Consider the following 21,650-nt stretch of genomic DNA (forward strand, 5'->3'; position numbering starts at 1 on the left):
ACAAAGCACGAAACCGGACGAAAACTAACTTTTCGATAATTGAGATAACTGTCTGTTATTCAATAAATACGAAAAGAATGGTTTCGCCTGGTTTCGCTTATATAACTGTACGGTAAATTTATATGTTCTATGCGATTTATGCAACCTGTACCCGTTCGGTTCGGTCAAGGCTTGCATTTCGGATGGCCACCTGTTGAGCCAATGCTTCGGCAGCTGATCGGAAAGCTTCGCTGGCAATGGGCTCGCCAACACTAATGGCTGGTCGACCTTCATCGCCCGCTTCCCGAATTCCCTGTACTAATGGAATCTGTCCTAACAGCGGTACACTAAATTGATTAGCGAGATGTTGTCCGCCACCTTTTCCGAAAATATAATATTGGTGATCCGGTAATTCAGCAGGAGTAAAGTACGACATATTCTCGATAACCCCCAGCACAGGTACATTGATCTGTGGTTGACGGAACATAGCCAGACCTTTAGTAGCATCAGCCAGTGCCACTTTTTGCGGGGTCGTTACAATGATTGCCCCCGTTACCGGGACCGTCTGTACTAGCGTCAGGTGAATATCACCCGTACCAGGCGGCAGATCGATCAGTAAGTAGTCTAATTCGCCCCAGTCGGCATCCGAGAAAAATTGCTGCAAGGCACGCCCGGCCATGGTTCCACGCCAGATGATTGCCTGTTGTGGGTCGACTAAAAAGCCCATCGACAGCATTTTAATGCCAAATTGCTGAACCGGCTCCATTTTTGTCTGCCCATCGACCTGAAAAATACGCGGTTGGATATTTTCAGCACCAAACATGGTCGGCATGGATGGGCCGTAAATATCAGCATCAATGATACCGACCTTAGCGCCGGATTTATGCAGGGCAATCGCCAGATTTGCCGTAACGGTCGATTTGCCGACTCCTCCTTTTCCCGATGAAACAGCAATGATATTCTTAACACCTGGGAGGGTAGGAGCGTTTGCTCGAGTCGAGGTTACGTCCGATTTCATATCGACTGTCACCTGAATATCGGCTCCAATGTGCGTATGAATGGTGTCTTCGCAGCGTTTACGAATAACTTCCTTGAGGGGGCAGGCGGGGGTAGTTAGTACGACGGTGAAACGAACGGAGCCAATGCCCAGGGTTACGTCGCGGACCATGTTGAGCGAAACAATATCGCGCTTTAAATCTGGTTCTTCAACGGTGCTCAACGCCCGCAGAACGGCTTCTTGTGATAATCGATAATCGGACATTCCGGGAAATGGATAATGAATAATGCATACGGCAATAATCAATCGGCGCGACGGCCATTAATCATTGAACAGTATACATTTTTCTAAACGCCCACGTACGTCAGCCAGTTCCGCCGACACATCGATTCGGTTCGATAATGTTTCTAATTGTGACAGTAACTTTCTCAGAAATACCTGGTGGGCTGGACTCGTTTCACCATACAATGGCCGATGAGCTAGTGATTTACTTATCTGCGTCCATTCTGCTACAAAATGGCGTAGTTCGGTATCAAAAGCACTGTCAACAAACTTTTCGAAAATATACGCCTGCGCCTGCGCGTTTGGGTGAATTAGGTCGGCTTCGTAAAAACGGTAATCACGCAGATCGTCTATCATTAATTCGTAGGCTGGAAAATACACGATCCAGTTGTTCCATATGGTAAGCTCATGGGCAATAACGCGGAGTGTCGATTTACTGACATTGTTCAGAGGAAGGGTATCGCGTGTGTGACGGACTGGGCTTACAGTAAGTACGATTTTGAGAGAAGAATTGGCTTTATGTAGCGTTTTCATCAATCGGGTCATATCGTCACGCAGGTGGTCGATCTGATAAAGGTACTTCTCGAACAATTGCCCCGGCATTTTGTGGCAGTTGGCAACCACTTTTCCCGTTTCAATATGCCTGTAGACGACCGCCGAACCTAAGGTGAGAAACAGGAAGTCTGCTTTTTGAATGGCTTCGGCTGTAGTTCTCAGGCAGTTCATCAATTTGATGCGCAGGTCATCCTGGCTATTCGCCCAGAGCGATGAATGGAAATCGTAATGAAACCAAACGCCATCCCGTTCGACATACCGATTTTCGTCTGGTCTATTTCCATGCAAAGCCATCGTCAATAGCTTAGCCATCGATACCGGATTGAAAATGGTGCCAAATGGATTGTTCAATACGGTAAGTTTATGATCGGCCAGGCGACTTCCTATTACTTCCGCAAAGCAGGAGCCAAGGGTTACAATTCGGCTCTTCAGACCAATGCGATAGGGGAGGATTTCGGGCGAAAAATCAGTATGAAGTTTCATACTTTCTTAACAAATAAACACCCTGTTTAGGTCCGTTTATAGTTAAAAATATGCCTTCTTTAGTTGCTGATAATCAATGGGTAAGGCTAAAAAAGAAGCTATCCTTACTGAGTGTTTTATGGAACACAGCGTAGCAACTTTACCCTGCTAGAGCAATAAAAGAAGGGCCCGCATTGTCGTTCGACAAGCGGGCCCTTCTTTAGCATGAGTCGGTGGTGCTTATTCAGCAGAAACGACTTCGAATTTAACTTTATGCTTCACATCCTTGTGCAGATCGAGCGATGCTTCGTAGGTGCCAAGGGTTTTCACATCGTCAAGAGTAATTTTCTTCCGGTCGATGTCGAACCCTTTTTCGCGAAGTGCTTCGGCAACCTGCGTGTTGGTTACACGACCGAAGATTTTACCACTTTCACCCGCTTTTGCAGGGATAGAGAGGGTAATATCACCGATAGCTTCTGCTAAAGCGAGTGCATCGTTTTTGATTTTCTCGGCTTTGTGAGCAGCCTGACGAATGTTTTCGGCAACAATCTTTTTATTCGATTCGGTTGCCATTACTGCATACCCCTGAGGAATCAGGTAGTTGCGGCCGTAGCCGGGCTTCACCGTAACGGTATCGTTTTTGTAGCCCAGGCCGGCAATATCAGTTTTTAAAATGATGTCCATTTTTTAAAAAGTTTTCGGTTTACAGCTTGCAGTTTACAGTACAGCGCTCAAAGGCGACAGATTACTGAAAACAGACTACTGAAAACCTATTTTAGTGAATCGCCTACGTAAGGCAGGATGGCTAAATGACGAGCGCGTTTGACAGCCTGGGCCACTTTGCGCTGGTTTTTGAGGCTTGTGCCGGTCAGCCGACGGGGCAGAATTTTACCCTGTTCGTTCAGCAGTTTCAGCAGGAAGTTGCCATCCTTGTAATCGATGTATTTGATACCAGCTTTCTTAAAGCGGTCGTACTTTTTGCGGTTCTCGGTTTTCGAGACAGATTCGTTTTGTAAGCTCATGATCAGGGACCTATCAGGCGTTTTCGGTTTGTTTTTTCTTACCAACTAAGCCGTTGCGCTTCTTTTCGTTGTAGGCAACAGCGTGCTTGTCGAGCGAAACCGTCAGGTGACGGATCACACGTTCATCGCGCAGATACTCCGTGTTGAGTTTCTCGATGATCGTTCCCGGAGCCTTAAACTCGAAGAGTTGATAGTAACCCGTGTTCTTGTGCTGGATTGGGTAGGCTAATTTACGCAGACCCATGCTGTCTTCATGAACAAGCTCCGCACCATTATCGGTGAGCACTTTCCGGAACTTGTCAACGGTGTCCTTCATCTGAGCATCAGATAAAACGGGAGTTAAAATGAACACCGTTTCGTAGTTATTCAGAAACATTTTTTGAATTGGTTGAAATGAGGGCGCAAAGATAGGGTTTTTTTGACAGGATTCACAGGATTTTCAAGATTTATTGAACTGGATACACCCAACAGTCGCAACAAATCCTGAGAATCCTGTGAATCCTGTCAAAAAAACGGTCTTATTACTTCACCGTAAACTCGCCTTCGCCAATTCGAAAGCCTTCACAGTAGATTTCAATAATGTGTTTGCCCTCGTTAAAGCGCTGAGAACCTCGCCCATAAATGAAGTCTACGGTTTGACGGCTATTGTCGAAATTGAACCGTTGCATAGCCGTATAGATCATGCCCTGCCCACCATAGGTGAATTCGCCGGAGCCAGTTGCCAGATCTGAAATGACAGCACCACTAGGGTCCAGGATACGCATATATAATACTTTCTCCTCCTGCTTGGCTAACCCATTGGGGGCAAGCCGAACCGATACTTTTATTTTATCGATCCGTTTTGCCTTATAGGTGCCACCATCTTTCTCCTTGCCGCGCTTATTAATGGCATCTACCGTTATGTTCTCTGCCCGAAGGGCGGCCGCTATGGTTACTTTCTCTGTTAATTCCTGGTTTTTGGTCGATACCGCAACCACCGAATCACTAAGCGTTTGCCGCTCGGCTTTCAGCCCCGTATTTTCTTCGGCAAGGGTGGCGTTTTGCTGGCTCAATACGCCATTTTCTTCTTTCAATCGGGCGATTTCCTGGTCTTTCTGAGCCAGTAGGGCCTGGTAGTTTCGGATTTTCTGGTCGTATTTTTTACTATCAAACGAACCTACATTTTTAAGTTCATTTTTATCGACTTCCAATTGGGCTTTCACTTTCATTAAAGAGTCGATATTACCACCGAGTTGTTGAATCTCTGCGATTTTGGCATCCAGTTGTGCCGAGATCGAGTCGAGTTTGGTCTTCGCAATCAGTACCTCTTCAGTCTTGGCTGCAATGGTGGCGTCTTTCGTTTTATTGTCCTGCCGTTCCTGATAATAGAAGTATAACAGCAGTACATTAAGAGCCGCTAGAACGAGTAGAGCGACCAGTAAGTAGCTACGGCTATTATTTCGAGGTTGAGGTCTGGGTTCCATATAATATGGGTTAAGCGATCAAGTATGGTTAAAATCCTTACCAAAACTAGCCTTGGAGGCAGTTTATTGTCTTGTTTTGCACAATAATACTAAACGATTCGTAGAAGGTCATAATATAAGCACCTATGATTGCCGACGCTATTCATCAAATTGAGAGCTCATTGCCCGATTATGCCAAGTTGATTGCCGTGACAAAAACCAAGCCGGTGGCGCTGATGCGGGAAGCATACGTTGCCGGATGCCACCGGTTTGGTGAAAATAAAGTGCAGGAGATGGCAGAAAAACAACCGCAATTGCCTGCCGATATTGAATGGCATCTGATTGGGCATCTGCAAAGCAATAAGGTAAAATACATTGCCCCATTTGTTTCACTGATTCATTCGATCGACAGCCTGAAACTCTTGCAGGAAGTCAATAAACAGGCCGCCAAACACAACCGAATCATTAAATGCCTGTTACAGATTCACATTGCCGATGAAGAAACCAAGTTTGGTCTTTCGCCCGACGAAGCTGCGGTTCTACTCCATGCGCCTGAGTTAGATGGACTTTCAAACATCCGTTTAATTGGTCTGATGGGGCTAGCCACTAATACGGATGATGAAGCACAAATTCGACAGGAGTTTCGGGGACTGAAGCAGCTCTATGACCAGTTGGCACATATTGAACGCCCGAATGTGCAATTCAGGGAACTTTCGATGGGTATGAGCGGTGATTATCGGATCGCCCTGGAGGAAGGAAGCACAATGGTTCGGGTTGGGAGTGCTATTTTTGGAAGTCGAAACTAAACCAAAATCGTTGTGATTTTACTGAGCGCGTTGATTTTGGTTGTCTATTCGCCATAACAACAGCATCAGAAAAATCAGTAACGTCATTTAAATACCCGTTCAGACAGTATGAAATTTTTCCTTCAATCAGGGGCTCTATTAGGTGTATTAGGGGTTGCGCTGGGCGCGTTTGGGGCGCATGCCCTGCGAACCATGCTGGAGGCATCGGGCCGAACAGCGACGTTTGAAACCGCCGTTAAATACCAGTTTTATCATGCTCTGGCACTTGTACTGGTCGGACTGCTGATGCATGCATTCGGGAGTAATCCCTCAACGATGAAACTGCTCAATTGGGCGGGGTATTCATTTTTAGGAGGAGTTCTCATCTTCTCAGGTTCACTTTACATTCTATGCTTTACAGGCATAACCTGGTTAGGGGCAATTACGCCCCTGGGTGGGCTGGCCATGATAGCGGGTTGGGCACTTTTATTCTGGGCGTTTGTTTAACTTGTAGATGAAGAGCGGACTGGTGAAAAACGCTGGGATAAATAGGGCTGAGTCTTGTGTTTATTCTAAGATGTTCACGCTTCATTCTTAACTAATCTTCGTAAATTTGCGCTCTTATTCTAAGAATAATGCAAACGAATATACAGGCAGAAACCGCCCGTCGGCGTACGTTCGCCATCATTAGCCACCCGGATGCCGGGAAAACCACACTTACCGAAAAACTCCTGCTCTTTGGTGGCGCTATTCAAACGGCAGGGGCCGTTAAATCGAATAAGATTAAAAAGACGGCTACCTCTGACTTTATGGAAATTGAGAAGCAGCGCGGTATTTCTGTAGCTACTTCGGTGATGACCTTTGAGTACGACAACCTGAAAATCAATATTCTCGATACGCCCGGTCACAAAGATTTTGCGGAAGATACGTACCGGACTCTGACGGCAGTAGATAGTGTTATTCTGGTTATTGACTGTGTTAAAGGCGTGGAGGAACAAACCGAACGGCTCATGGAAGTGTGCCGAATGCGTGATACGCCCGTCATTATCTTCATCAATAAACTGGATCGTGAGGGCCGCAATCCATTTGACCTGCTGGATGAACTGGAAGAAAAGCTAACCATTCGGGTTCGACCCATGACCTGGCCGGTCAATATGGGATCGGACTTCAAAGGTGTTTATAGCCTGATCGAGAAAAAGTTATATTTCTTCAAAGTCAACAAAACGAAAGTTGAAGATGATGTGCTGCCGATTGAGCTGGAAGATAGTTTACTCGATAAAAAAGTAGGTGAGCGCGATGCAGCCCAACTTCGGGAGGATGTCGAGCTAATCGAAGGAGTTTATGACCCATTTGATCGACAGGCATATCTGGATGGAAAACTGGCGCCAGTGTTCTTTGGGTCGGCGGTGAACAACTTTGGGGTGAAAGAGCTGCTGGAAGGCTTTTGTGGAATTTCGCCCGAACCGATTGCCCGCCCGACCGATAAGCGCGAAGTCCAACCGGATGAAAAAGCATTCAGTGGGTTTGTCTTTAAAATTCACGCGAATCTTGACCCTCGCCATCGCGACCGGATTGCCTTCCTGCGTATCTGTTCGGGCGTTTTTGAACGCAATAAGTTTTATCACCATACGCGGCTCGATAAAAATGTGCGATTTGCTAGTCCGTTCAGTTTCATGGCCGATAGCAAAAGTGTAGTGGAAGAAGGCTTTCCGGGCGACGTAGTCGGACTTTATGATACGGGCACGTTCAAAATTGGCGATACATTGACCGAAGGTGAAGAGTTACAGTTTCAGGGAATTCCCAGCTTCTCACCAGAAATTTTCAAGGAATTAGTCAACCTTGACCCGATGAAATCAAAGCAACTCGACAAAGGTATTCAGCAGTTGACTGACGAGGGGGTGGCTCAGTTGTTTAACCTCGATATAGGAAATCGGAAAATCGTTGGTACCGTTGGTGAACTTCAGTTTGAGGTAATTCAATACCGACTAGAGAACGAATACGGCGCTAAATGTCGTTGGGTACCGCTCAATTACACGAAGGCCTGCTGGATCACATCTGAAAATCCGCCAAAGCTGGCAGAGTTCATTCGGCTCAAAGGCAACCAGATAGCCTACGATAAAGATAATAACCCAGTGTTTCTGGCCGAATCAGACTGGATGCTGCGGATGAACCAGCAGAATAATCCTGATATCCAATTCCACCTGACGTCGGAGTTTAACGTGATTGTTTGATTCCGGCCATTGAAATAGATTCTTTAATTCAATAAAACTCCTTCGTCGTTAGTGTGTTGTTATAGGTGTTACTCACGTTAAAAACGAGCTATACCTATGACACACACACTTGCAGCCCTGGCAGTGGCCTTGCTGTTGACCGGAACAGCAGTTGCTCAGCAAAAACCTGGAAAACGTTCTGCAGGCACAAAGACATCTGCTAGAGCGACCCCCTCCTCAAATGCCGATCAAAATTCTACATCGGGTTCGAATAAGCAAGATAAGGGGCCCGTTGCCGGGACCGGTTTGACAAATGATCAATATCAGACGCAGGCAACTGATAATTCGACGGATAAACCGACAAAAGTAGATGCCACGAGCAGCGTCAGAACGGGGCCTTCGCCAGTAAAAGCCCGTAAGAAATCTCCTAAATCTGCTAATTGATAAAGTGTTTGTAGCCAACTTAAAGAGCCACACTTTAATAAAGGTTTAATAACTATTTGGTTAGAGATAGGTTCTATTCGTGTAATGAACCACATAAAACCAGCTAGACGAATGAAGACCTTAATGATTGCAGCCGTGGCTGCTATGCTGATGACAGGTGCAGCGTATGCTCAGGACGACATGAAGAAAGACGCCAAGATGGAGCATAAAAAAATGAAGCATGATGCCAAAATGATGAAGAAGGAGGCCAAGAAAGATGGTGACGAAGCTAAAGCCGATGCCGCAAAAGACATGAAGAAAGAGGCAAAAGCGATGAAAAAAGACGCTAAGCAATAAATAATTTACTATACTTCTAGATAAGCCCCGAATTTCGGGTCTGACAAACCATCGAAAGCCTCCTCAACGTTGTGGTTACCAAACTACAATGTTGAGGAGGCTTTCGATGGTATACTGGTTCAGAAGTGTCATCAAAAAACGGAAATTACTAGCCTATTCGACCTGCGACTTACCCTGATGTGTCCCTGTATTTTATTGTATCGTCGTACACCTTGGCATTTGTTCACCACCAAGCTCGTTGTTTCAATAGCATCCGGCTTGGTAAATGATATTTACCAATGTCGATAGCTGGGGGGCCAACCGGGACAGCTTGAGATGGCCTTCCGTTGTACCAAATCGGAATCGGTTTAAGTTGATGGTACTTGTTGCTAGTGTGGAGATTTCTGAATGACATGCAATACTCCCATTTTATTTTGTGAAATTTTGCCAATATTGGCTATTCATCTTTTTGAGCTTCGTCTGGTAAATGGGCAATTAGTCTGTTTAGAAACGCTGTAAAGGATAATTGAGAAATGATCATTTCCTTTAGTAACTTAGGACCAGTATATTACACACTATTATTTTCCTGATTGTGAACTGGTGGATTGTTTACCAAATAGGGTTGATCCTCGCCCGATTCAATAACCCTCCTGAAGGTTATCAACTGAGTGATGAACTTTTTTTCGCCCAGTCGAATACGCAAAAGCTAATCGTTTTAGAGCATCCAGATACCACCTTATTGAATCTCGCTTTGTTCCAGGCAACCAATGAAGCGCGTCGGTTAGCAGGGTTGCCCATTTTACGATATGACCCTTCGCTCTATCAGGCTGCCCGCAACCATGCCGAATCGATGATGCGCAATGACTACACCAGTCATGAAGATCTTTACAATCTGGAAACCATGACGTTGCTTAAGCGTGTCCAAAAACAAACCAATCGCTTTGGCTGGATGGCCGAGAATATTGGTTTGTACCAGACGATTGATACGCCTGAATGGTATGGTGTTCGATTTAACAGGCAAACCCGCCGATATGAATACTTGGCCAATGATACAAAAAAGGTGTACCAGCCTTACAGCTATGCGAGCTATGCCCGATATGCTGTACAGCAATGGTTAGAATCGCCCCATCACCGGGCAAACCTTTTAAATCCATCGTTTACGCATGTTGGTTGTGCGACATTCCTGTCGGGGCAACCTTATGAGCAGCGTAGAGCACCTTTTGGACGCTTAGTACAGAATTTCGGAGCGGAGCGGGGCCATGCCCAGGCTCTTCGATAGAATTATCAACAGCATATGGAATACCTGTATAGACGATTCTAAATAAGGAGATTAGTTAGGGGTATTTGGTTGAGCAGGTGGTTTCAGATAACTTAATTCCCTATACAGTTAAATCAGGGTTAAGGCTTTAAAGATATAATTTAAGTTACTCTCCTTCGTAAAGATTTACATCTATCAAACTTGTTTTTTCATTTAAAATGCCTACTTTGGTAACTGACGTACGGGTATCCACTCCCAATGATAGAGTGAAGACTGCTAATGCAGTGTTGTCATAAAAGTGGGTAATTCATAAAGTCCGGCTACCATGTGGCCGGTTTTTTTGTTAGTTCAATACCAGTTGATGCCTTTTGGCGTGCTGTGTGATTAATGGAACTAGCTCCTGCCAGAAATCAAACAAAAACCAGTGGAGATTAATGTAAGGTTCATCCAGTGTCTTAAATCTGGCCATCAATAATTGATTACTTTCAGACTTTGCTCTGTCCATGATTAGAAAGAGACTATAATAAATTGCCTGAAGTTCGGCCCTACTGAATTCGTGTCCGTATTGGCGAGGAATAACATCAGGAAAGATGCTATCGTTAGCCACTAAAGTTTTTATATATTGTTTTAATAGGGCTACACCAGGGTAAACAGCCATAAGTAATTCGTACGGTAGAAATTTCGATAAAAAATACCTTAGTATTTAGTGCCAAAAAATTTATGTTAGGCTATTTGTGAAGTATAGTATGGATAGTCAAAAATAGAAATATAGCAATCCCACGTCCGCTGTATCAAATCAAAATTAAACAGGATTTAGAATTAAGCTAAGAAATCTACCAGATTCTAAATTATTTTCTGCTCCAAAACGTACAGGGTAGTTGTGCAATTAAACGGATTTTTACGTAAGTGCTTGGTGAGCAGCCCCTGAAGTCGTTTTGTTTATCCGTTTAACAAGCCCTCATCTTTAAGAACCGGAAGGAATACAGTTTGTAATTTTTTTGTTAGAGGTGACCAGATTACATCAGTCGGCAGTTGTTCTTCTCTGATAATTGTCCAGCCTTTACCATTGTTCCGTTGGTAGTAGATACCATCAATTCGTAAAAAAAGATGCGTATTCGATTGAAAAAACAAATCCTGATTCGTTTCCATGGCTATTGATTATATGGGTTAGATTAAGCGTTGTATGTGCTGAAAGGTAATTAGAAAAATCATTCACATACACAATGAATTTACGTTCATTGTTAATTAATAGCCAACATGTTACGCCGTATAATTGATTTTATGATACCTGCAGTAAAATAGTAAGAGCAGTTACGACAACCGGGTAAGTAAGCATCGCTAGCTACTGTGCCAACACGCTGGCAGAACAGTAATCTGCAGCTTCCGAATCAATCGCTGAAATAGTAATATAGAGGATTAGAAAAGAAAAAAAGGCCGTTAACCGGCTGGTTTACAGGTTTTGCTATTGCAAAGAAGGATGCCTGAGGGCCATAAATCGTTTGAATAATGGAGATTTAGGATATACGACCCCAGTTACTTTCTGTTTGCTTAATACCATCCAGGTGATTGCGGATTGGGGCGTGTTGGGGTAGGAGGAGCTCAGGGTCCTCGGCGAGGATTGCTTGTGCTGAATCACGGGCCGCTGTCAGGATAGGGCCATCTTTGGCCAGATCGGCAATCATCAGGTCCATTACGCCACTTTGCTGTGTCCCCGTCAGATCGCCGGGGCCGCGCAGTTGCAGATCGACATCAGCAATCTCAAAGCCATTATTGGTACGAACCATCGTTTCGAGCCGGGTGCGCGTATCGCTGCTGAGTTTGTAGCCGGTCATCAAAATGCAGTACGATTGTTCGGCGCCCCGCCCGACACGGCCGCGTAGCTGGTGCAGTTGCGAGAGGCCAAACCGCTCAGCACTCTCAATGACCATCACGCTGGCGTTCGGTACGTTTACGCCTACTTCGATAACCGTTGTAGCAACCAGAATCTGGGTTTCATTTTTCAGAAACCGCTTCATCTCGTCGTCTTTCTCGTAGGGCAGCATTTTGCCGTGCAGAATCCCAATCTCATACTTGGGTCGGGGAAAAGCCCGCTGCATACTTTCGAACCCATCCATGAGGTCTTTGTAATCGAGCTTTTCCGATTCCTCAATCAACGGATATACGACGTACACCTGGCGGCCGAGTTCAATCTGCTGGCGGATAAAACCAAATACTTCCGACCGATGTTTATCGAACTTATGTACTGTTTTGATGGGCTTACGTCCTTTGGGTAACTCATCGATCACCGACACATCCAGATTTCCATAAAGTGTCATAGCTAGTGTTCGGGGAATGGGCGTGGCCGTCATGACCAGGATGTGCGGAGGCACTACCTCATTTTTCCGCCAGAGTTTGGCACGTTGTGCTACACCAAACCGATGCTGTTCATCAATGATACACAAGCCAAGGTTTTTGTATTGGACTGCATCTTCGAGCAAGGCATGCGTGCCAACCAGGATATGCATTTTACCCGACTGTAATTCGTCATGGAGTACTACCCGACGTTTCTTGTTGGTTGAACCTGTCAGGATACCGATATTGAGGCCCATCGACTCGGCAAATGGTTTCAGGCCATTGTAATGCTGATCGGCCAGGATTTCGGTAGGGGCCATGATACAGGCTTGCGCTCCGTTGCCGATAGCCAGCAGGCAGGAAATGAAGGCAACGATCGTTTTCCCACTACCTACATCGCCCTGCAACAGCCGGTTCATCTGTTTGCCCGTCAGAAAATCAGCGTAGATTTCTTTTATTACCCGTTGCTGGGCAAGCGTCAACTCAAAGGGGAGGAGTTCTTTGTAAAAATGCTTCATCAGCGAAGTGTCCCGGAAAATCTGCCCCGGAAACTCCTCTTTCTGAATCAGTTTGTTTTTGATCAGCCGAAGCTGGTTATAGAATAATTCTTCAAATTTTAACCGCCGTTGGGCTTGTTTGAGCCAGGCCTGATTTTGTGGCAAATGAATATTCCACATGGCATCTCGCTTACTAATCAGCCGAAATTGCTGAATCAGTGAATCGGGTAGCGTTTCACGAATATGTGGCCACGACTGCTCCAGCAGTATCCGCATCGCTTTCCCAATGGCTTTACTGTCGAGGTGGCGTTTGCGAAGCTTTTCTGTAAGGTTGTAAACTGGGAAAAAACCTGCCTCGTGCTCCGCAGCAGTGGCCGTATTTTCCAGTTCGGGGTGAATGATGCTAAATTGTCCGTTGAACGACTGGGGTTTACCATAGACAATATACTCGCCATCGCGTCGGAGAGTCTTTTCTAGGTAGGCGATGGCCTGAAACCAGACCAGCGTCATGGAGCCGGTTCCATCCTGAAACGTGGCGACCAGCCGCTTTTTAGGCCCTTCTCCTTCCTGATACCACTCCCGTATACGACCTCGTATCTGTGCTGAGGGCATCGAATCCATTAACTCGCTGATTGTATAAAAGCGACTTCGGTCGTCGTAACGAAAGGGGTAATACTGGATTAGGTCGCCATACGAAAACAGATTCAACTCTTTGTTGAGTAATTCAGTCCGTTGTGGGCCTAATCCTTTCAGATAAAGCAGAGGGGTATCAAAAAAAGCAACTCGTTCGGTCATAGCTGACCCCATTGTGGGCATGTACTGCACCAGTCTGGATTGATCAAAAATACAAAAAAGTCATAAGTTGTCATAAGTGGTCATTCCTAGTCATTGATTGTCATTTGTGGTTATTCATTGTTTCCAATAGGATTAACCTTGTTTAGAAAGCAACAAATGGCAATCAATTGCTCCTAGTTCTCCTCCACTTTTCCCAGCCCAAAAGCAATGCCTGCATAAATATCGAGTCCTCGTGGCTGAATGCCGTTTGAACTGTTACCCAGCAAGCCCAGTAAATTGTCGGTACCCAGCCAGCCGGGTCCTATTCGAACCGAGCCACCAGCAGTAAGGCCACCATTGAGGTAACCAATCGGAACCGATGCACTGACCCAACGTGAATCGTACCGAGGGGTCACAGCAATCAGGGTAGGCTGATGTGTCGCAGTTGCGGAGGTTGATCGAACGTCCTGCAAATAGGTCAGATTAAGGCCAAATCCACTGGGTAGCTGATAGTCCAGTTGTAGGTTCAGAGAAGTAGGCAGGCCAACTCTGAAGGTATTACTGTCGGGAGCACGGCCCGTGGTCAGCTTGTTCTGAATGACTTCTACAATCGAACCTGTGCCGCTGAGGTTGTTAAAATCTTTGGTACTGAAGCGCACAGGATTTGATCCCAGGTCAGTGTAGCTATACTCCTCACCTTTATAGGTTAGGCCACCAATATCCGTCAGCGCAATGCCAAGTTGTAAAGCTGGACTGTCGGCATCATACTGATCAACATACGTGAAGCCTAGATCAAGCCCAAAGCCTCGCCCAGGTGAAGAAGGACTAAACAGGACAGAGGGTGTCAGGCTACGGTTCTGTAGAAATGTAGTATAGGCAAGAGTGGCATCCAACTTGCTTACTTCCAGTAAGTTGGTGTTTGGTATGGCGGGGTCTTGTACAATTCTATAGCTCATGCCCCGATTGATAAGCCGTTGAGCATGGTAGCCCAGCAGGAGTTTGGCGGTTGTTCCGAATAGAATCTTTCGTCCGTCGCCTTCCAGAATGGGTAACGCATAGGTTACACCCAGTTCGGAATAGGTATTGGTGCTTGCCCCAAACTTGTTGTCAGTTATGGGTATGCTATACAAACCACCTGTATTCAGGCTGGCCCGAAATGCTGATAACAAGCCTTCCGATGCGCCAATTACTTGTCCAATGGCTCGAAAACGTGTTGTGAAGGCTAGAGCTGCACCGCGCTCCCCAACCTGCATCAGAAACGAAGGGCCACGTACTTCGCCCCAGATCGTACCATTTTTAGGTTTCCCATCTAATGTTTCTCGTGTGTAATCTGTTTCAAAACGTATGGAGCCATCGGCCGATTTATACTGAGCCGGGACATTACCAGTGATGAGCCGTAGTAAAGAGAAAGGGGCCTGGTAGCGCACATAGTTGTTATCCACATGGCCATTGCCCGTGAAAACATTCAGGTAAAACCGGGAAGGAGAGTCGGCTGCCAGTGCAGGATTGATGTAAAGTCGGTTGGTTCCGCCGAAACGGCTGGTTGAAATGCCTAGTAAATTTTGTGAAAAACTGGCACCAGAAATCTGTATGAGCAGTCCCAGTGAGAGTAAATACTTCATGTAGTGAATATGTAAATGCAATAGCGTTTGCAAAGGAAACGCAAAACCGCCATTAGGGTTACCTAATGACGGTTATATTTTTGACTTCTTAGTCAACGGTTAGCTAACGATAGTCACCAGCCATAGGTTATGAGCATGGGCTAAGGACTAAATAGGGGTTGAACTAGACACCTTCTGCCTCTACTGTTTTTACTTCGGGGACCAGCCGGGTCAGTAAGTTTTCAATGCCTGCTTTGAGTGTTAACGTCGACGATGGGCAACCGCTACAGGAACCTTGAAGCAATACTTTGACGACTCCGGTAGCTTCATCGAAGGTGTGGAAACTGATAGCTCCTCCATCCGACTCAACGGCGGGACGAATGTATTGATCCAGCACAGCCTTGATTTTCTGGACGGTTTCCGAATCCATATCCAGCTTTGTGGTGTTGGCATCCATCGTCCGCTGTGCAAAAACGGGCTTTTGCTCGCTGAAATAATCTTTCAGAAAGAGTTTTACTTCAAACAGCACGTCATCCCACTCGGTTTCGTCATCTTTAGTGACGGTTACGAAGTTGCCAGAGATGAATACCCGACGGACAAAGTCGAACCCAAATAACGCTACGGCCAATGGTGAAGCTTTTCCATCAACCAGAGCATCCCCCGGTGTTGCATAATCGAATGAAAGCCCACTGGGCACAAGGTCGAAACTGACCACGAACTTCATTGAGTTCGGATTGGGGCTGCCTTCCGTAAAAATAGATACGGGACGGCTAAGCGTAGAATTCATATGGTTTTCGGTTTACCGTACACGGTTAGTCAAAAATTTCTGGGTAGACTAGATAGATACGATGTCCACTTCTTTTTGTCTAACACCGTCCTCTTTTTTTTAGTTTTTGCCCATGAAAAAACCCGCACGACAACTGTCTTGCGGGTCTATACATTCAGAGCAGTAAAATACGCTTATGCTGTTACTTCTGCTACAGGAGCAATCTCAACGGCCGATGGACCCGCTGGAATGATATCGACATACGAACGGCTGTCGCGACCAGGGCGGAATTTAACTACGCCATCAACCAGGGCGAACAACGTGTAATCTTTACCCAGCCCAACATTTTTACCGGGGTGGTGTTTCGTGCCACGCTGACGCACGATGATATTGCCGGCAATAGCCGACTGACCGCCGAACAGTTTCACGCCCAGACGTTTGCTGATCGAATCGCGGCCGTTTTTGGAACTACCTACACCTTTCTTGTGTGCCATTTTTTTGAAGGAGTTAGGAGCGAGGAGCGAGGAGTGAGAATAAGGTTTGCGTCAGCAACTCCTCACTTCTCGCTCCTAACTCCTCACTACTGTTTTACAGAGTTATGTCTTCGATCAGGACTTTGGTCAGGTATTGACGGTGTCCGTTTTTCTTTTTGTATCCTTTCCGACGTTTTTTCTTGAAGACGATAACTTTCTCGCCTTTCAGATGCTCGACAATTTTAGCCGATACTGTCGCTCCGGCGACGGTTGGGGCACCGACGGAAATGCTCCCTTCGTTGTCAACAAGGAGAACTTTCACCTTGTCGGAGGCAAGTGCAGCGTCCACATCGCCCTCTAACCGGTGGGTATAGATAGAACGACCTTTCTGGATCTTGAATTGCTGCCCTGCGATCTCTACGATTGCGTACATGTGTTGTGTATGAAATTGGAAATGAGGGTGCAAAGGTAAGGTTTTTTTTACACAATCCAATAACCAGACTAATGTACGCGAATTTTTTGGCCTGCTCGAAGCCGTGAACCTGAAATATGGTTCTTACGCTTTAAGGCTGACACCGATAAGCCATACCGATCGGCAATGGAACTCAGGGTATCGCCGGAGCGTACTTTGTGCAGAACTGTTCGCTTGAAACGAGGCTTAGCGCGAGACTCCGACGAGCTTGAACGACCTCCCCGCAGGTAATCCCACACCGATCCGGTCAACAGAAAGTGGTCAGACAAAATCGTGTTTTCGGGAAAAGCATAGATGTTAAGCGGGCTAAATGGGTTGCCCTCATAGCGTGTTTCGAAGTGCAGGTGTGGGCCCGAACTACGGCCTGTACTACCTCCCAGACCAATCTGGTCACCTGCTTTGATGAGCTGCCCAGTTTCGACAGTCTGTTTGGAGAGGTGACCGTACAGGGTTTCAAGACCATTGTAATGCCGAATCAGCACATAACGTCCGTAACCATTACCATCCCAGCCAACAACCCGTACAATGCCATCGAAGGCAGCATAAACGGGATTACCGGTTTCGAGGTCAAGGTCAGTGCCGGTATGCCATCGCCCCCAGCGAAACCCGAAATTGGAGGTCATTTTTCCTTCGTTCAGCGGGGCTGACCAGTAGCGATTGGCAGGAGGATCGTACAGCTTAATATCAATCGTCTCATCGAATTCAAGCGGATCGATATTGTACGGATCAATGGTGCGGGAATCCCATACCGCGTAGTAATCGGCGATTTTAACCCATTCGTTGCCAACCAGTACAGAGTCAATCACTTCTACAACACTTGTCTCTCCCTGATCAATCTGACTTGTGTCTTCACTAACAACGGGGTTCAGTTCTTTTTTGGGCTCAAACTGGTTGTTGAAGCGCAGTTGAGTGGTTTCTTGCTCAAACGGGTCGTCCGCTTTTTGCGGCTGTTCGACGACGGGTGCGTTTGGGGTTGCCCCATTTTTGGGCGTAATACGCAGGTTATTTTTAAATCGCCCGCGCTCCTGGGCCTGTGCGGTCAGGGTTATGCACAGGCACCCAATGGCCAAAAGCCACTGTGTAGCGGTTCTTCTCATCTAGTTTCGATGAGTTTTCGGTTTACAGGTTACGGTTTGTAGTTGGCTCACCATGATACATACGTCAGCAACTGTAAACCGTAACCTGTAAACCGAAAACCTGGTTTTGTTAATGAATTAAATTTCTTCTGGCTGCATTTCGAGGGTGACCAGATAACGCTCTGCGTCGAGGGCTGCCATACAGCCTGTCCCAGCCGCTGTAACGGCCTGACGATAGATGTTATCTTGTGCGTCGCCACAGGCAAATACGCCGGGTATATTGGTTCGGGTGCTTCCCTTTTCGGTCAAAATGTAGCCATTATCGTCCAAATCGATAAACTCCCGGAAAATGTCGGTATTAGGTTTGTGACCGATGGCCACGAAAAAGCCCGTAACATTCAAAATAGATTCTTCACCTGTTGCGGCATTTTTAATCCGAACCCCCTCCACATCTTCATCGCCCAGGATTTCTTCAGTTACTGAATTGTAGAGAACTTCAATGTTGTGCGCCGTTTTCACCCGCTGTTGCATGAACTTGGACGCCCGCATTTCATCCCGTCGAACCAGCATATATACCTTGCGGCATAAATTGGCCAGATAGCTCGCTTCTTCGGCGGCTGTGTCGCCAGCTCCAACGATGGCTACGTCCTGTCCTCGGAAGAAGAATCCATCACAGACAGCACAGGCAGATACCCCCCGGCCATTGAGCCGCATTTCAGAGGGCAAGCCAAGCCATTTGGCAGTAGCACCCGTTGAAATAATAACCGAATCGGCTGTGATTTCATACTTATCATCAACGGTAATGCGGTGTGGGTTCCCTGGACTAGGCTGCTCCACAAATTCAACTTTGGTTACCATGCCGTAGCGGATGTCAGTGCCAAACCGGCGAGCCTGAGCTTCCAGATCCTGCATCATTTGGGGGCCTTGCACGCCATTGGGATATCCTGGGAAATTATCGACTTCGGTAGTGATGGTCAGTTGGCCGCCGGGTTGAGCGCCCTGAAACAGAACGGGTTGCAGATTTGCTCTGGATGCGTAAATAGCTGCCGTATAGCCGGCCGGACCAGAACCTATAATTAAGCACTTAACGTGTTCGGGTGTCATTGTAGTGGGAATGTGTTGTCTGGTAACTAAAAATACCCCCTCCCAAAAAGTGGGGGTATCTGGACAACATACACAAAATTGAAAAAAATCCCGCAGGAAAGCAAAGGAATGAAATGTATGATGTATGGCTCTCTCATCTGCCACATCATACTTCATACATCCTATATTCTACATTTTAAAGTACTTTCCATTCGATGCGTCGGTTGAGTCGGCGGTTTTCGTCGGTTGAGTTCGGAACAAGAGGTCGGGTTTTGCCGTAGCCGACGGCCCGAATTCGATTGGCTTCGATACCCGATTGTGTAAGGTAAGCTACAACGGCCTGGGCTCGCTTTTGGGACAGTGTCAGGTTGGCTGCTGGATCTCCTTTGTCGTCTGTATGGCCCGAAATCTCAACTTTTACCCCAGGATTAGCCTGTAAAAATGCCGCTAGCCGGGCCAGTTCTGTGCGCGATTTATCGGCCAGATCGTATCGGCCTGATTCAAAAAATAAGTTGTTCAGGGTTTCATTGGCAGTCGCTCCGGTTGTTACAGGTTCTAAGGGCACCGCCATCGATAAACCTTCGCCTTTCGTTTTTTGCGTGAAATCGAAGGACAGGCTTTTGAACAGATAGCCGGACTGACTAACATATAAGGCATACTCACCACCACTCGGCAGCACAGCTGTGTACTGACCTGTTTGGGCATCGGCCTGTACCCGCGAGACAACCTGATTGGTTTTTAAATCAATGAGTTCGACGGTAGCGGGCAGCGGCTTTTTCGTTTTGGCATCGGCGATCGTTCCTTTTAGATAGCTGACAGGCTTGATCCGCTCGCGAAGGGATTCGGGCAATTCAAAGGTATACAGCCTTGATTTCTGGGAAACGCCATCTTTTTGCTCTTCAAAGGAATAATAGGCGCGGGTGCCGTTGGCCGATACAAAAAGCGAAGCCTGGTCTTCCGAATTGTTGATCGGGTAACCCAGATTAGTGGGAGCAGTCCAGCCCGACGGGCCGTTATCCGCGACAAACAGGTCGTATCCACCCATGCCTACATGCCCCTCCGAGGCAAAAAACAGGCTTTGACCGTTGGGGTGAATAAACGGGGAGGCTTCATTGGATGCGGTGTTGACCGGCTCACCCAGATTGACCGGCTCTGTCCATTCGCCGTTGGTATCCCGATCACTACGCCAGATGTCGCGACGACCTTTTCCGCCCGGTCGATCCGAAACAAAATAAAGTTGTCGTCCATCGGCCGAAAGAGCGGGTTGAGATTCGTAATAGCGGGAATTGATAGTGGCCCCTAAATTTTCAGGGCTGGACCAATCGTCGCCGGTTTTGTGGCTCATGTATAGGTCACAACTGCCAAATCCCTTACGACCCTGGCAGGCGGTAAACACAAGGGTCCGCCCATCGGCCGACAGGCTGGCAGTTCCTTCATTTTCAGGCGTATTGATACTGCTTGCCAATGAGGTAGGCGGGGACCAGGTTTCACCGTTGAAGGTTGCTGTCATCAGATCTTCGTCGCCTTCGGGTTTAAGGGCTGTAAAGACCAGCGTCTGTTCATCGGCAGTCAGCACGGGGAAGTACTGCGAAGGGGTTGTTTGCAGTACCGAGGATAGGGGTTTAGGGTCGACAGCCTGCGGATGCTGCATGGCTTCCTGACCAAATCGGGCGGTTTCTAGTTGGCGGGCAATTCGCTTGGCCTGGGCCGACTGGGGGGCAAACAGCGTCTGGAATTTTTCGAGATAGGGGATTGCTTCGGTATAGCGCCCTAGCCGGAGTAACGTATTACTTAATGCCTGATAGGCTGATCCCGAAGCCGGGTTATCGGGTTGGAGCCGGACGGCATTTCGGTAAGCGGCCAGGGCAGGATCGTAGTGCCTGGTGAATTCATACAACTGACCGAGTTTCAGGTAGGCATCGGTAAAGTTCGGGTCTTCCTTTACTGCCTGTTCCATGAAGGGAATGGCATCGGCCGCTTTCCGCTCGCTGAACAATCGGATGGATTGGTCGTAAAACTCCTTCGCCTTTTTGGTTTGCGCGTGGAGCAGGGCACATGGAGCTAGGAGCAGGGCAATCAGAAGGGGGTATGGTATGACACGGTTTGGGAACCGATGGTGCCGTGCCCCATGCGTCCTGCCCCATGCCTTTAGGGAATATCCATGTATTTGTGCGTCTGCAACGAGATTTGCCATTGCGGATTATTTTTTACGTAATCAACGATAAGAGGCAGCATTTCATTGGAACGACTCCACTCTGTTTGCAAAAAGAGTTTACAATCGGGTCGTAAAAACGGTACGAACGACTCAGCAAAGGCGAAATCAGACGCGTTGTAAATGATTACTTTTAGCTCGTCGGCTTTTGCGAAAATCGCCGGATTGGGCTTTTTAAACTTTTTGGGTGAAAAACAAACCCAGTCCCACGAACCCGTAACGGCCTGACAAACCCCCGATGTTTCAATGTTGGTGCGAAAGCCTGCTGTCTGTAAGGTGGCTGTTAGTTCCGTAAGGTCGTGCATGAGCGGTTCGCCCCCGGTAATAACGGCCATCCGACCTGGGTACTGCAAAGCGCCTGCCAGAATTGTATCGACCGACAGTTTTGGGTGGGCGTTGGCATCCCACGATTCTTTGACGTCGCACCAGTGGCAGCCGACATCGCACCCACCGAGCCGAATAAAATAAGCGGCCCGACCCGTATGCGCTCCTTCCCCCTGGAGGGTGTAGAATGCTTCCATGACGGGGAGTATCGTAGCGGTGTTGTTGTCAGGAGTTATTGGTTGTTTCTGTTCTACTAGCATGGTACAAAGATACGAAGGTTCGGTTGAATG

At 47.1% G+C, this 21,650-nt stretch carries 22 protein-coding genes; 6 read left to right on the top strand and 16 right to left on the bottom strand.

The window, feature by feature from the left end:
- Nucleotides 1–136: 136 nt before the first annotated feature.
- The 6 genes from BGO59_RS35700 to BGO59_RS35725 form a co-directional block, all read right to left on the bottom strand.
- Nucleotides 137–1,240, bottom strand: coding sequence for an Mrp/NBP35 family ATP-binding protein (locus tag BGO59_RS35700; RefSeq protein ID WP_293692383.1), 1,104 nt, complete (start codon nucleotides 1,238–1,240; stop codon nucleotides 137–139).
- Nucleotides 1,241–1,297: 57 nt separating this feature from the next.
- Nucleotides 1,298–2,296, bottom strand: coding sequence for a GSCFA domain-containing protein (locus tag BGO59_RS35705; protein WP_293692385.1), 999 nt, complete (start codon nucleotides 2,294–2,296; stop codon nucleotides 1,298–1,300).
- 219 nt (nucleotides 2,297–2,515) lie between these two features.
- Complete coding sequence (gene rplI, locus BGO59_RS35710) at nucleotides 2,516–2,959, bottom strand: 50S ribosomal protein L9 (protein ID WP_293692387.1); 444 nt, start codon at nucleotides 2,957–2,959, stop codon at nucleotides 2,516–2,518.
- An 86-nt stretch (nucleotides 2,960–3,045) separates the two neighbouring features.
- Nucleotides 3,046–3,297, bottom strand: coding sequence for a 30S ribosomal protein S18 (gene rpsR / locus BGO59_RS35715; RefSeq protein ID WP_012925715.1), 252 nt, complete (start codon nucleotides 3,295–3,297; stop codon nucleotides 3,046–3,048).
- A gap of 13 nt (nucleotides 3,298–3,310) precedes the next feature.
- Nucleotides 3,311–3,673, bottom strand: coding sequence for a 30S ribosomal protein S6 (gene rpsF, locus BGO59_RS35720; RefSeq protein ID WP_020598303.1), 363 nt, complete (start codon nucleotides 3,671–3,673; stop codon nucleotides 3,311–3,313).
- A gap of 145 nt (nucleotides 3,674–3,818) precedes the next feature.
- A complete protein-coding gene (locus tag BGO59_RS35725) occupies nucleotides 3,819–4,760 on the bottom strand; it encodes a hypothetical protein (protein WP_293692401.1) in 942 nt (313 codons plus the stop codon).
- Between the two features lie 125 nt (nucleotides 4,761–4,885).
- Here BGO59_RS35725 and BGO59_RS35730 point away from each other — a divergent pair, with 125 nt between their 5' ends.
- The 6 genes from BGO59_RS35730 to BGO59_RS35755 all read left to right on the top strand — a co-directional run bounded on the left by BGO59_RS35730 (nucleotide 4,886) and on the right by BGO59_RS35755 (nucleotide 9,772).
- Nucleotides 4,886–5,545, top strand: a complete 660-nt coding sequence (locus tag BGO59_RS35730; protein ID WP_293692403.1) for a YggS family pyridoxal phosphate-dependent enzyme — start codon at nucleotides 4,886–4,888, stop codon at nucleotides 5,543–5,545.
- Nucleotides 5,546–5,653: 108 nt separating this feature from the next.
- On the top strand, nucleotides 5,654–6,031 hold the full coding sequence (locus BGO59_RS35735) for a DUF423 domain-containing protein (RefSeq protein ID WP_293692405.1): 378 nt from the start codon (nucleotides 5,654–5,656) through the stop codon (nucleotides 6,029–6,031).
- A 128-nt stretch (nucleotides 6,032–6,159) separates the two neighbouring features.
- Nucleotides 6,160–7,755 carry a peptide chain release factor 3 gene (locus BGO59_RS35740; protein ID WP_293692407.1) on the top strand — a complete coding sequence of 532 codons (1,596 nt, stop codon included), beginning with the start codon at nucleotides 6,160–6,162 and terminating at the stop codon, nucleotides 7,753–7,755.
- A gap of 96 nt (nucleotides 7,756–7,851) precedes the next feature.
- Nucleotides 7,852–8,178: a hypothetical protein gene (locus BGO59_RS35745; protein WP_293692409.1), complete on the top strand. Its 327-nt coding sequence runs from the start codon at nucleotides 7,852–7,854 to the stop codon at nucleotides 8,176–8,178.
- 111 nt (nucleotides 8,179–8,289) lie between these two features.
- Nucleotides 8,290–8,514: a hypothetical protein gene (locus BGO59_RS35750; protein ID WP_293692411.1), complete on the top strand. Its 225-nt coding sequence runs from the start codon at nucleotides 8,290–8,292 to the stop codon at nucleotides 8,512–8,514.
- Between the two features lie 601 nt (nucleotides 8,515–9,115).
- Nucleotides 9,116–9,772 carry a CAP domain-containing protein gene (locus BGO59_RS35755; protein WP_293692413.1) on the top strand — a complete coding sequence of 219 codons (657 nt, stop codon included), beginning with the start codon at nucleotides 9,116–9,118 and terminating at the stop codon, nucleotides 9,770–9,772.
- Nucleotides 9,773–10,690: 918 nt separating this feature from the next.
- On the opposite strand, the gene BGO59_RS35760 is transcribed toward BGO59_RS35755, so the two are convergent.
- From BGO59_RS35760 to BGO59_RS35805, 10 genes are all read right to left on the bottom strand, one after another.
- Nucleotides 10,691–10,900 carry a hypothetical protein gene (locus BGO59_RS35760; RefSeq protein ID WP_293692415.1) on the bottom strand — a complete coding sequence of 70 codons (210 nt, stop codon included), beginning with the start codon at nucleotides 10,898–10,900 and terminating at the stop codon, nucleotides 10,691–10,693.
- 365 nt (nucleotides 10,901–11,265) lie between these two features.
- Nucleotides 11,266–13,374, bottom strand: a complete 2,109-nt coding sequence (recG, locus tag BGO59_RS35765) for an ATP-dependent DNA helicase RecG (protein WP_293692417.1) — start codon at nucleotides 13,372–13,374, stop codon at nucleotides 11,266–11,268.
- 173 nt (nucleotides 13,375–13,547) lie between these two features.
- Nucleotides 13,548–14,975, bottom strand: a complete 1,428-nt coding sequence (locus BGO59_RS35770) for a DUF5723 family protein (RefSeq protein WP_293692418.1) — start codon at nucleotides 14,973–14,975, stop codon at nucleotides 13,548–13,550.
- A gap of 163 nt (nucleotides 14,976–15,138) precedes the next feature.
- Nucleotides 15,139–15,741: a NifU family protein gene (locus tag BGO59_RS35775; RefSeq protein ID WP_293692420.1), complete on the bottom strand. Its 603-nt coding sequence runs from the start codon at nucleotides 15,739–15,741 to the stop codon at nucleotides 15,139–15,141.
- Nucleotides 15,742–15,914: 173 nt separating this feature from the next.
- Complete coding sequence (gene rpmA, locus BGO59_RS35780; RefSeq protein WP_293692422.1) at nucleotides 15,915–16,214, bottom strand: 50S ribosomal protein L27; 300 nt, start codon at nucleotides 16,212–16,214, stop codon at nucleotides 15,915–15,917.
- A 94-nt stretch (nucleotides 16,215–16,308) separates the two neighbouring features.
- Nucleotides 16,309–16,626: a 50S ribosomal protein L21 gene (rplU, locus tag BGO59_RS35785; RefSeq protein WP_020595800.1), complete on the bottom strand. Its 318-nt coding sequence runs from the start codon at nucleotides 16,624–16,626 to the stop codon at nucleotides 16,309–16,311.
- Between the two features lie 68 nt (nucleotides 16,627–16,694).
- Nucleotides 16,695–17,762: a peptidoglycan DD-metalloendopeptidase family protein gene (locus tag BGO59_RS35790; protein WP_293692425.1), complete on the bottom strand. Its 1,068-nt coding sequence runs from the start codon at nucleotides 17,760–17,762 to the stop codon at nucleotides 16,695–16,697.
- Nucleotides 17,763–17,879: 117 nt separating this feature from the next.
- A complete protein-coding gene (trxB, locus tag BGO59_RS35795; protein ID WP_293692427.1) occupies nucleotides 17,880–18,845 on the bottom strand; it encodes a thioredoxin-disulfide reductase in 966 nt (321 codons plus the stop codon).
- A 175-nt stretch (nucleotides 18,846–19,020) separates the two neighbouring features.
- Entirely contained in the window at nucleotides 19,021–21,018 is a 1,998-nt protein-coding gene (locus BGO59_RS35800) for an OmpA family protein (protein WP_293692429.1), read from the bottom strand.
- On the bottom strand, nucleotides 20,973–21,620 hold the full coding sequence (locus BGO59_RS35805) for a 7-carboxy-7-deazaguanine synthase QueE (protein ID WP_293692431.1): 648 nt from the start codon (nucleotides 21,618–21,620) through the stop codon (nucleotides 20,973–20,975). Before BGO59_RS35805 ends, BGO59_RS35800 begins: the two co-directional genes overlap by 46 nt.
- Nucleotides 21,621–21,650 lie beyond the last annotated feature (30 nt).

The sequence above is a fragment of the Spirosoma sp. 48-14 genome, from assembly GCF_001898575.1.
Taxonomy (GTDB): domain Bacteria; phylum Bacteroidota; class Bacteroidia; order Cytophagales; family Spirosomataceae; genus Spirosoma.

Bases quoted from the DNA above. Each gene is read 5' to 3' on its own strand.
- trxB (WP_293692427.1), bottom strand. From the start codon at position 18,845: ATGACACCCGAACACGTTAAGTGCTTAATTATAGGTTCTGGTCCGGCC.
- rpsR (WP_012925715.1), bottom strand. From the start codon at position 3,297: ATGAGCTTACAAAACGAATCTGTCTCGAAAACCGAGAACCGCAAAAAG.
- BGO59_RS35805 (WP_293692431.1), bottom strand. From the start codon at position 21,620: ATGCTAGTAGAACAGAAACAACCAATAACTCCTGACAACAACACCGCT.
- BGO59_RS35770 (WP_293692418.1), bottom strand. From the start codon at position 14,975: ATGAAGTATTTACTCTCACTGGGACTGCTCATACAGATTTCTGGTGCC.
- BGO59_RS35735 (WP_293692405.1), top strand. From the start codon at position 5,654: ATGAAATTTTTCCTTCAATCAGGGGCTCTATTAGGTGTATTAGGGGTT.
- rpmA (WP_293692422.1), bottom strand. From the start codon at position 16,214: ATGGCACACAAGAAAGGTGTAGGTAGTTCCAAAAACGGCCGCGATTCG.
- rplU (WP_020595800.1), bottom strand. From the start codon at position 16,626: ATGTACGCAATCGTAGAGATCGCAGGGCAGCAATTCAAGATCCAGAAA.
- BGO59_RS35790 (WP_293692425.1), bottom strand. From the start codon at position 17,762: ATGAGAAGAACCGCTACACAGTGGCTTTTGGCCATTGGGTGCCTGTGC.
- BGO59_RS35725 (WP_293692401.1), bottom strand. From the start codon at position 4,760: ATGGAACCCAGACCTCAACCTCGAAATAATAGCCGTAGCTACTTACTG.
- BGO59_RS35705 (WP_293692385.1), bottom strand. From the start codon at position 2,296: ATGAAACTTCATACTGATTTTTCGCCCGAAATCCTCCCCTATCGCATT.
- BGO59_RS35745 (WP_293692409.1), top strand. From the start codon at position 7,852: ATGACACACACACTTGCAGCCCTGGCAGTGGCCTTGCTGTTGACCGGA.
- BGO59_RS35775 (WP_293692420.1), bottom strand. From the start codon at position 15,741: ATGAATTCTACGCTTAGCCGTCCCGTATCTATTTTTACGGAAGGCAGC.
- recG (WP_293692417.1), bottom strand. From the start codon at position 13,374: ATGACCGAACGAGTTGCTTTTTTTGATACCCCTCTGCTTTATCTGAAA.
- BGO59_RS35700 (WP_293692383.1), bottom strand. From the start codon at position 1,240: ATGTCCGATTATCGATTATCACAAGAAGCCGTTCTGCGGGCGTTGAGC.
- BGO59_RS35750 (WP_293692411.1), top strand. From the start codon at position 8,290: ATGAAGACCTTAATGATTGCAGCCGTGGCTGCTATGCTGATGACAGGT.
- BGO59_RS35800 (WP_293692429.1), bottom strand. From the start codon at position 21,018: ATGGCAAATCTCGTTGCAGACGCACAAATACATGGATATTCCCTAAAG.
- BGO59_RS35730 (WP_293692403.1), top strand. From the start codon at position 4,886: ATGATTGCCGACGCTATTCATCAAATTGAGAGCTCATTGCCCGATTAT.
- BGO59_RS35740 (WP_293692407.1), top strand. From the start codon at position 6,160: ATGCAAACGAATATACAGGCAGAAACCGCCCGTCGGCGTACGTTCGCC.
- rplI (WP_293692387.1), bottom strand. From the start codon at position 2,959: ATGGACATCATTTTAAAAACTGATATTGCCGGCCTGGGCTACAAAAAC.
- rpsF (WP_020598303.1), bottom strand. From the start codon at position 3,673: ATGTTTCTGAATAACTACGAAACGGTGTTCATTTTAACTCCCGTTTTA.
- BGO59_RS35760 (WP_293692415.1), bottom strand. From the start codon at position 10,900: ATGGAAACGAATCAGGATTTGTTTTTTCAATCGAATACGCATCTTTTT.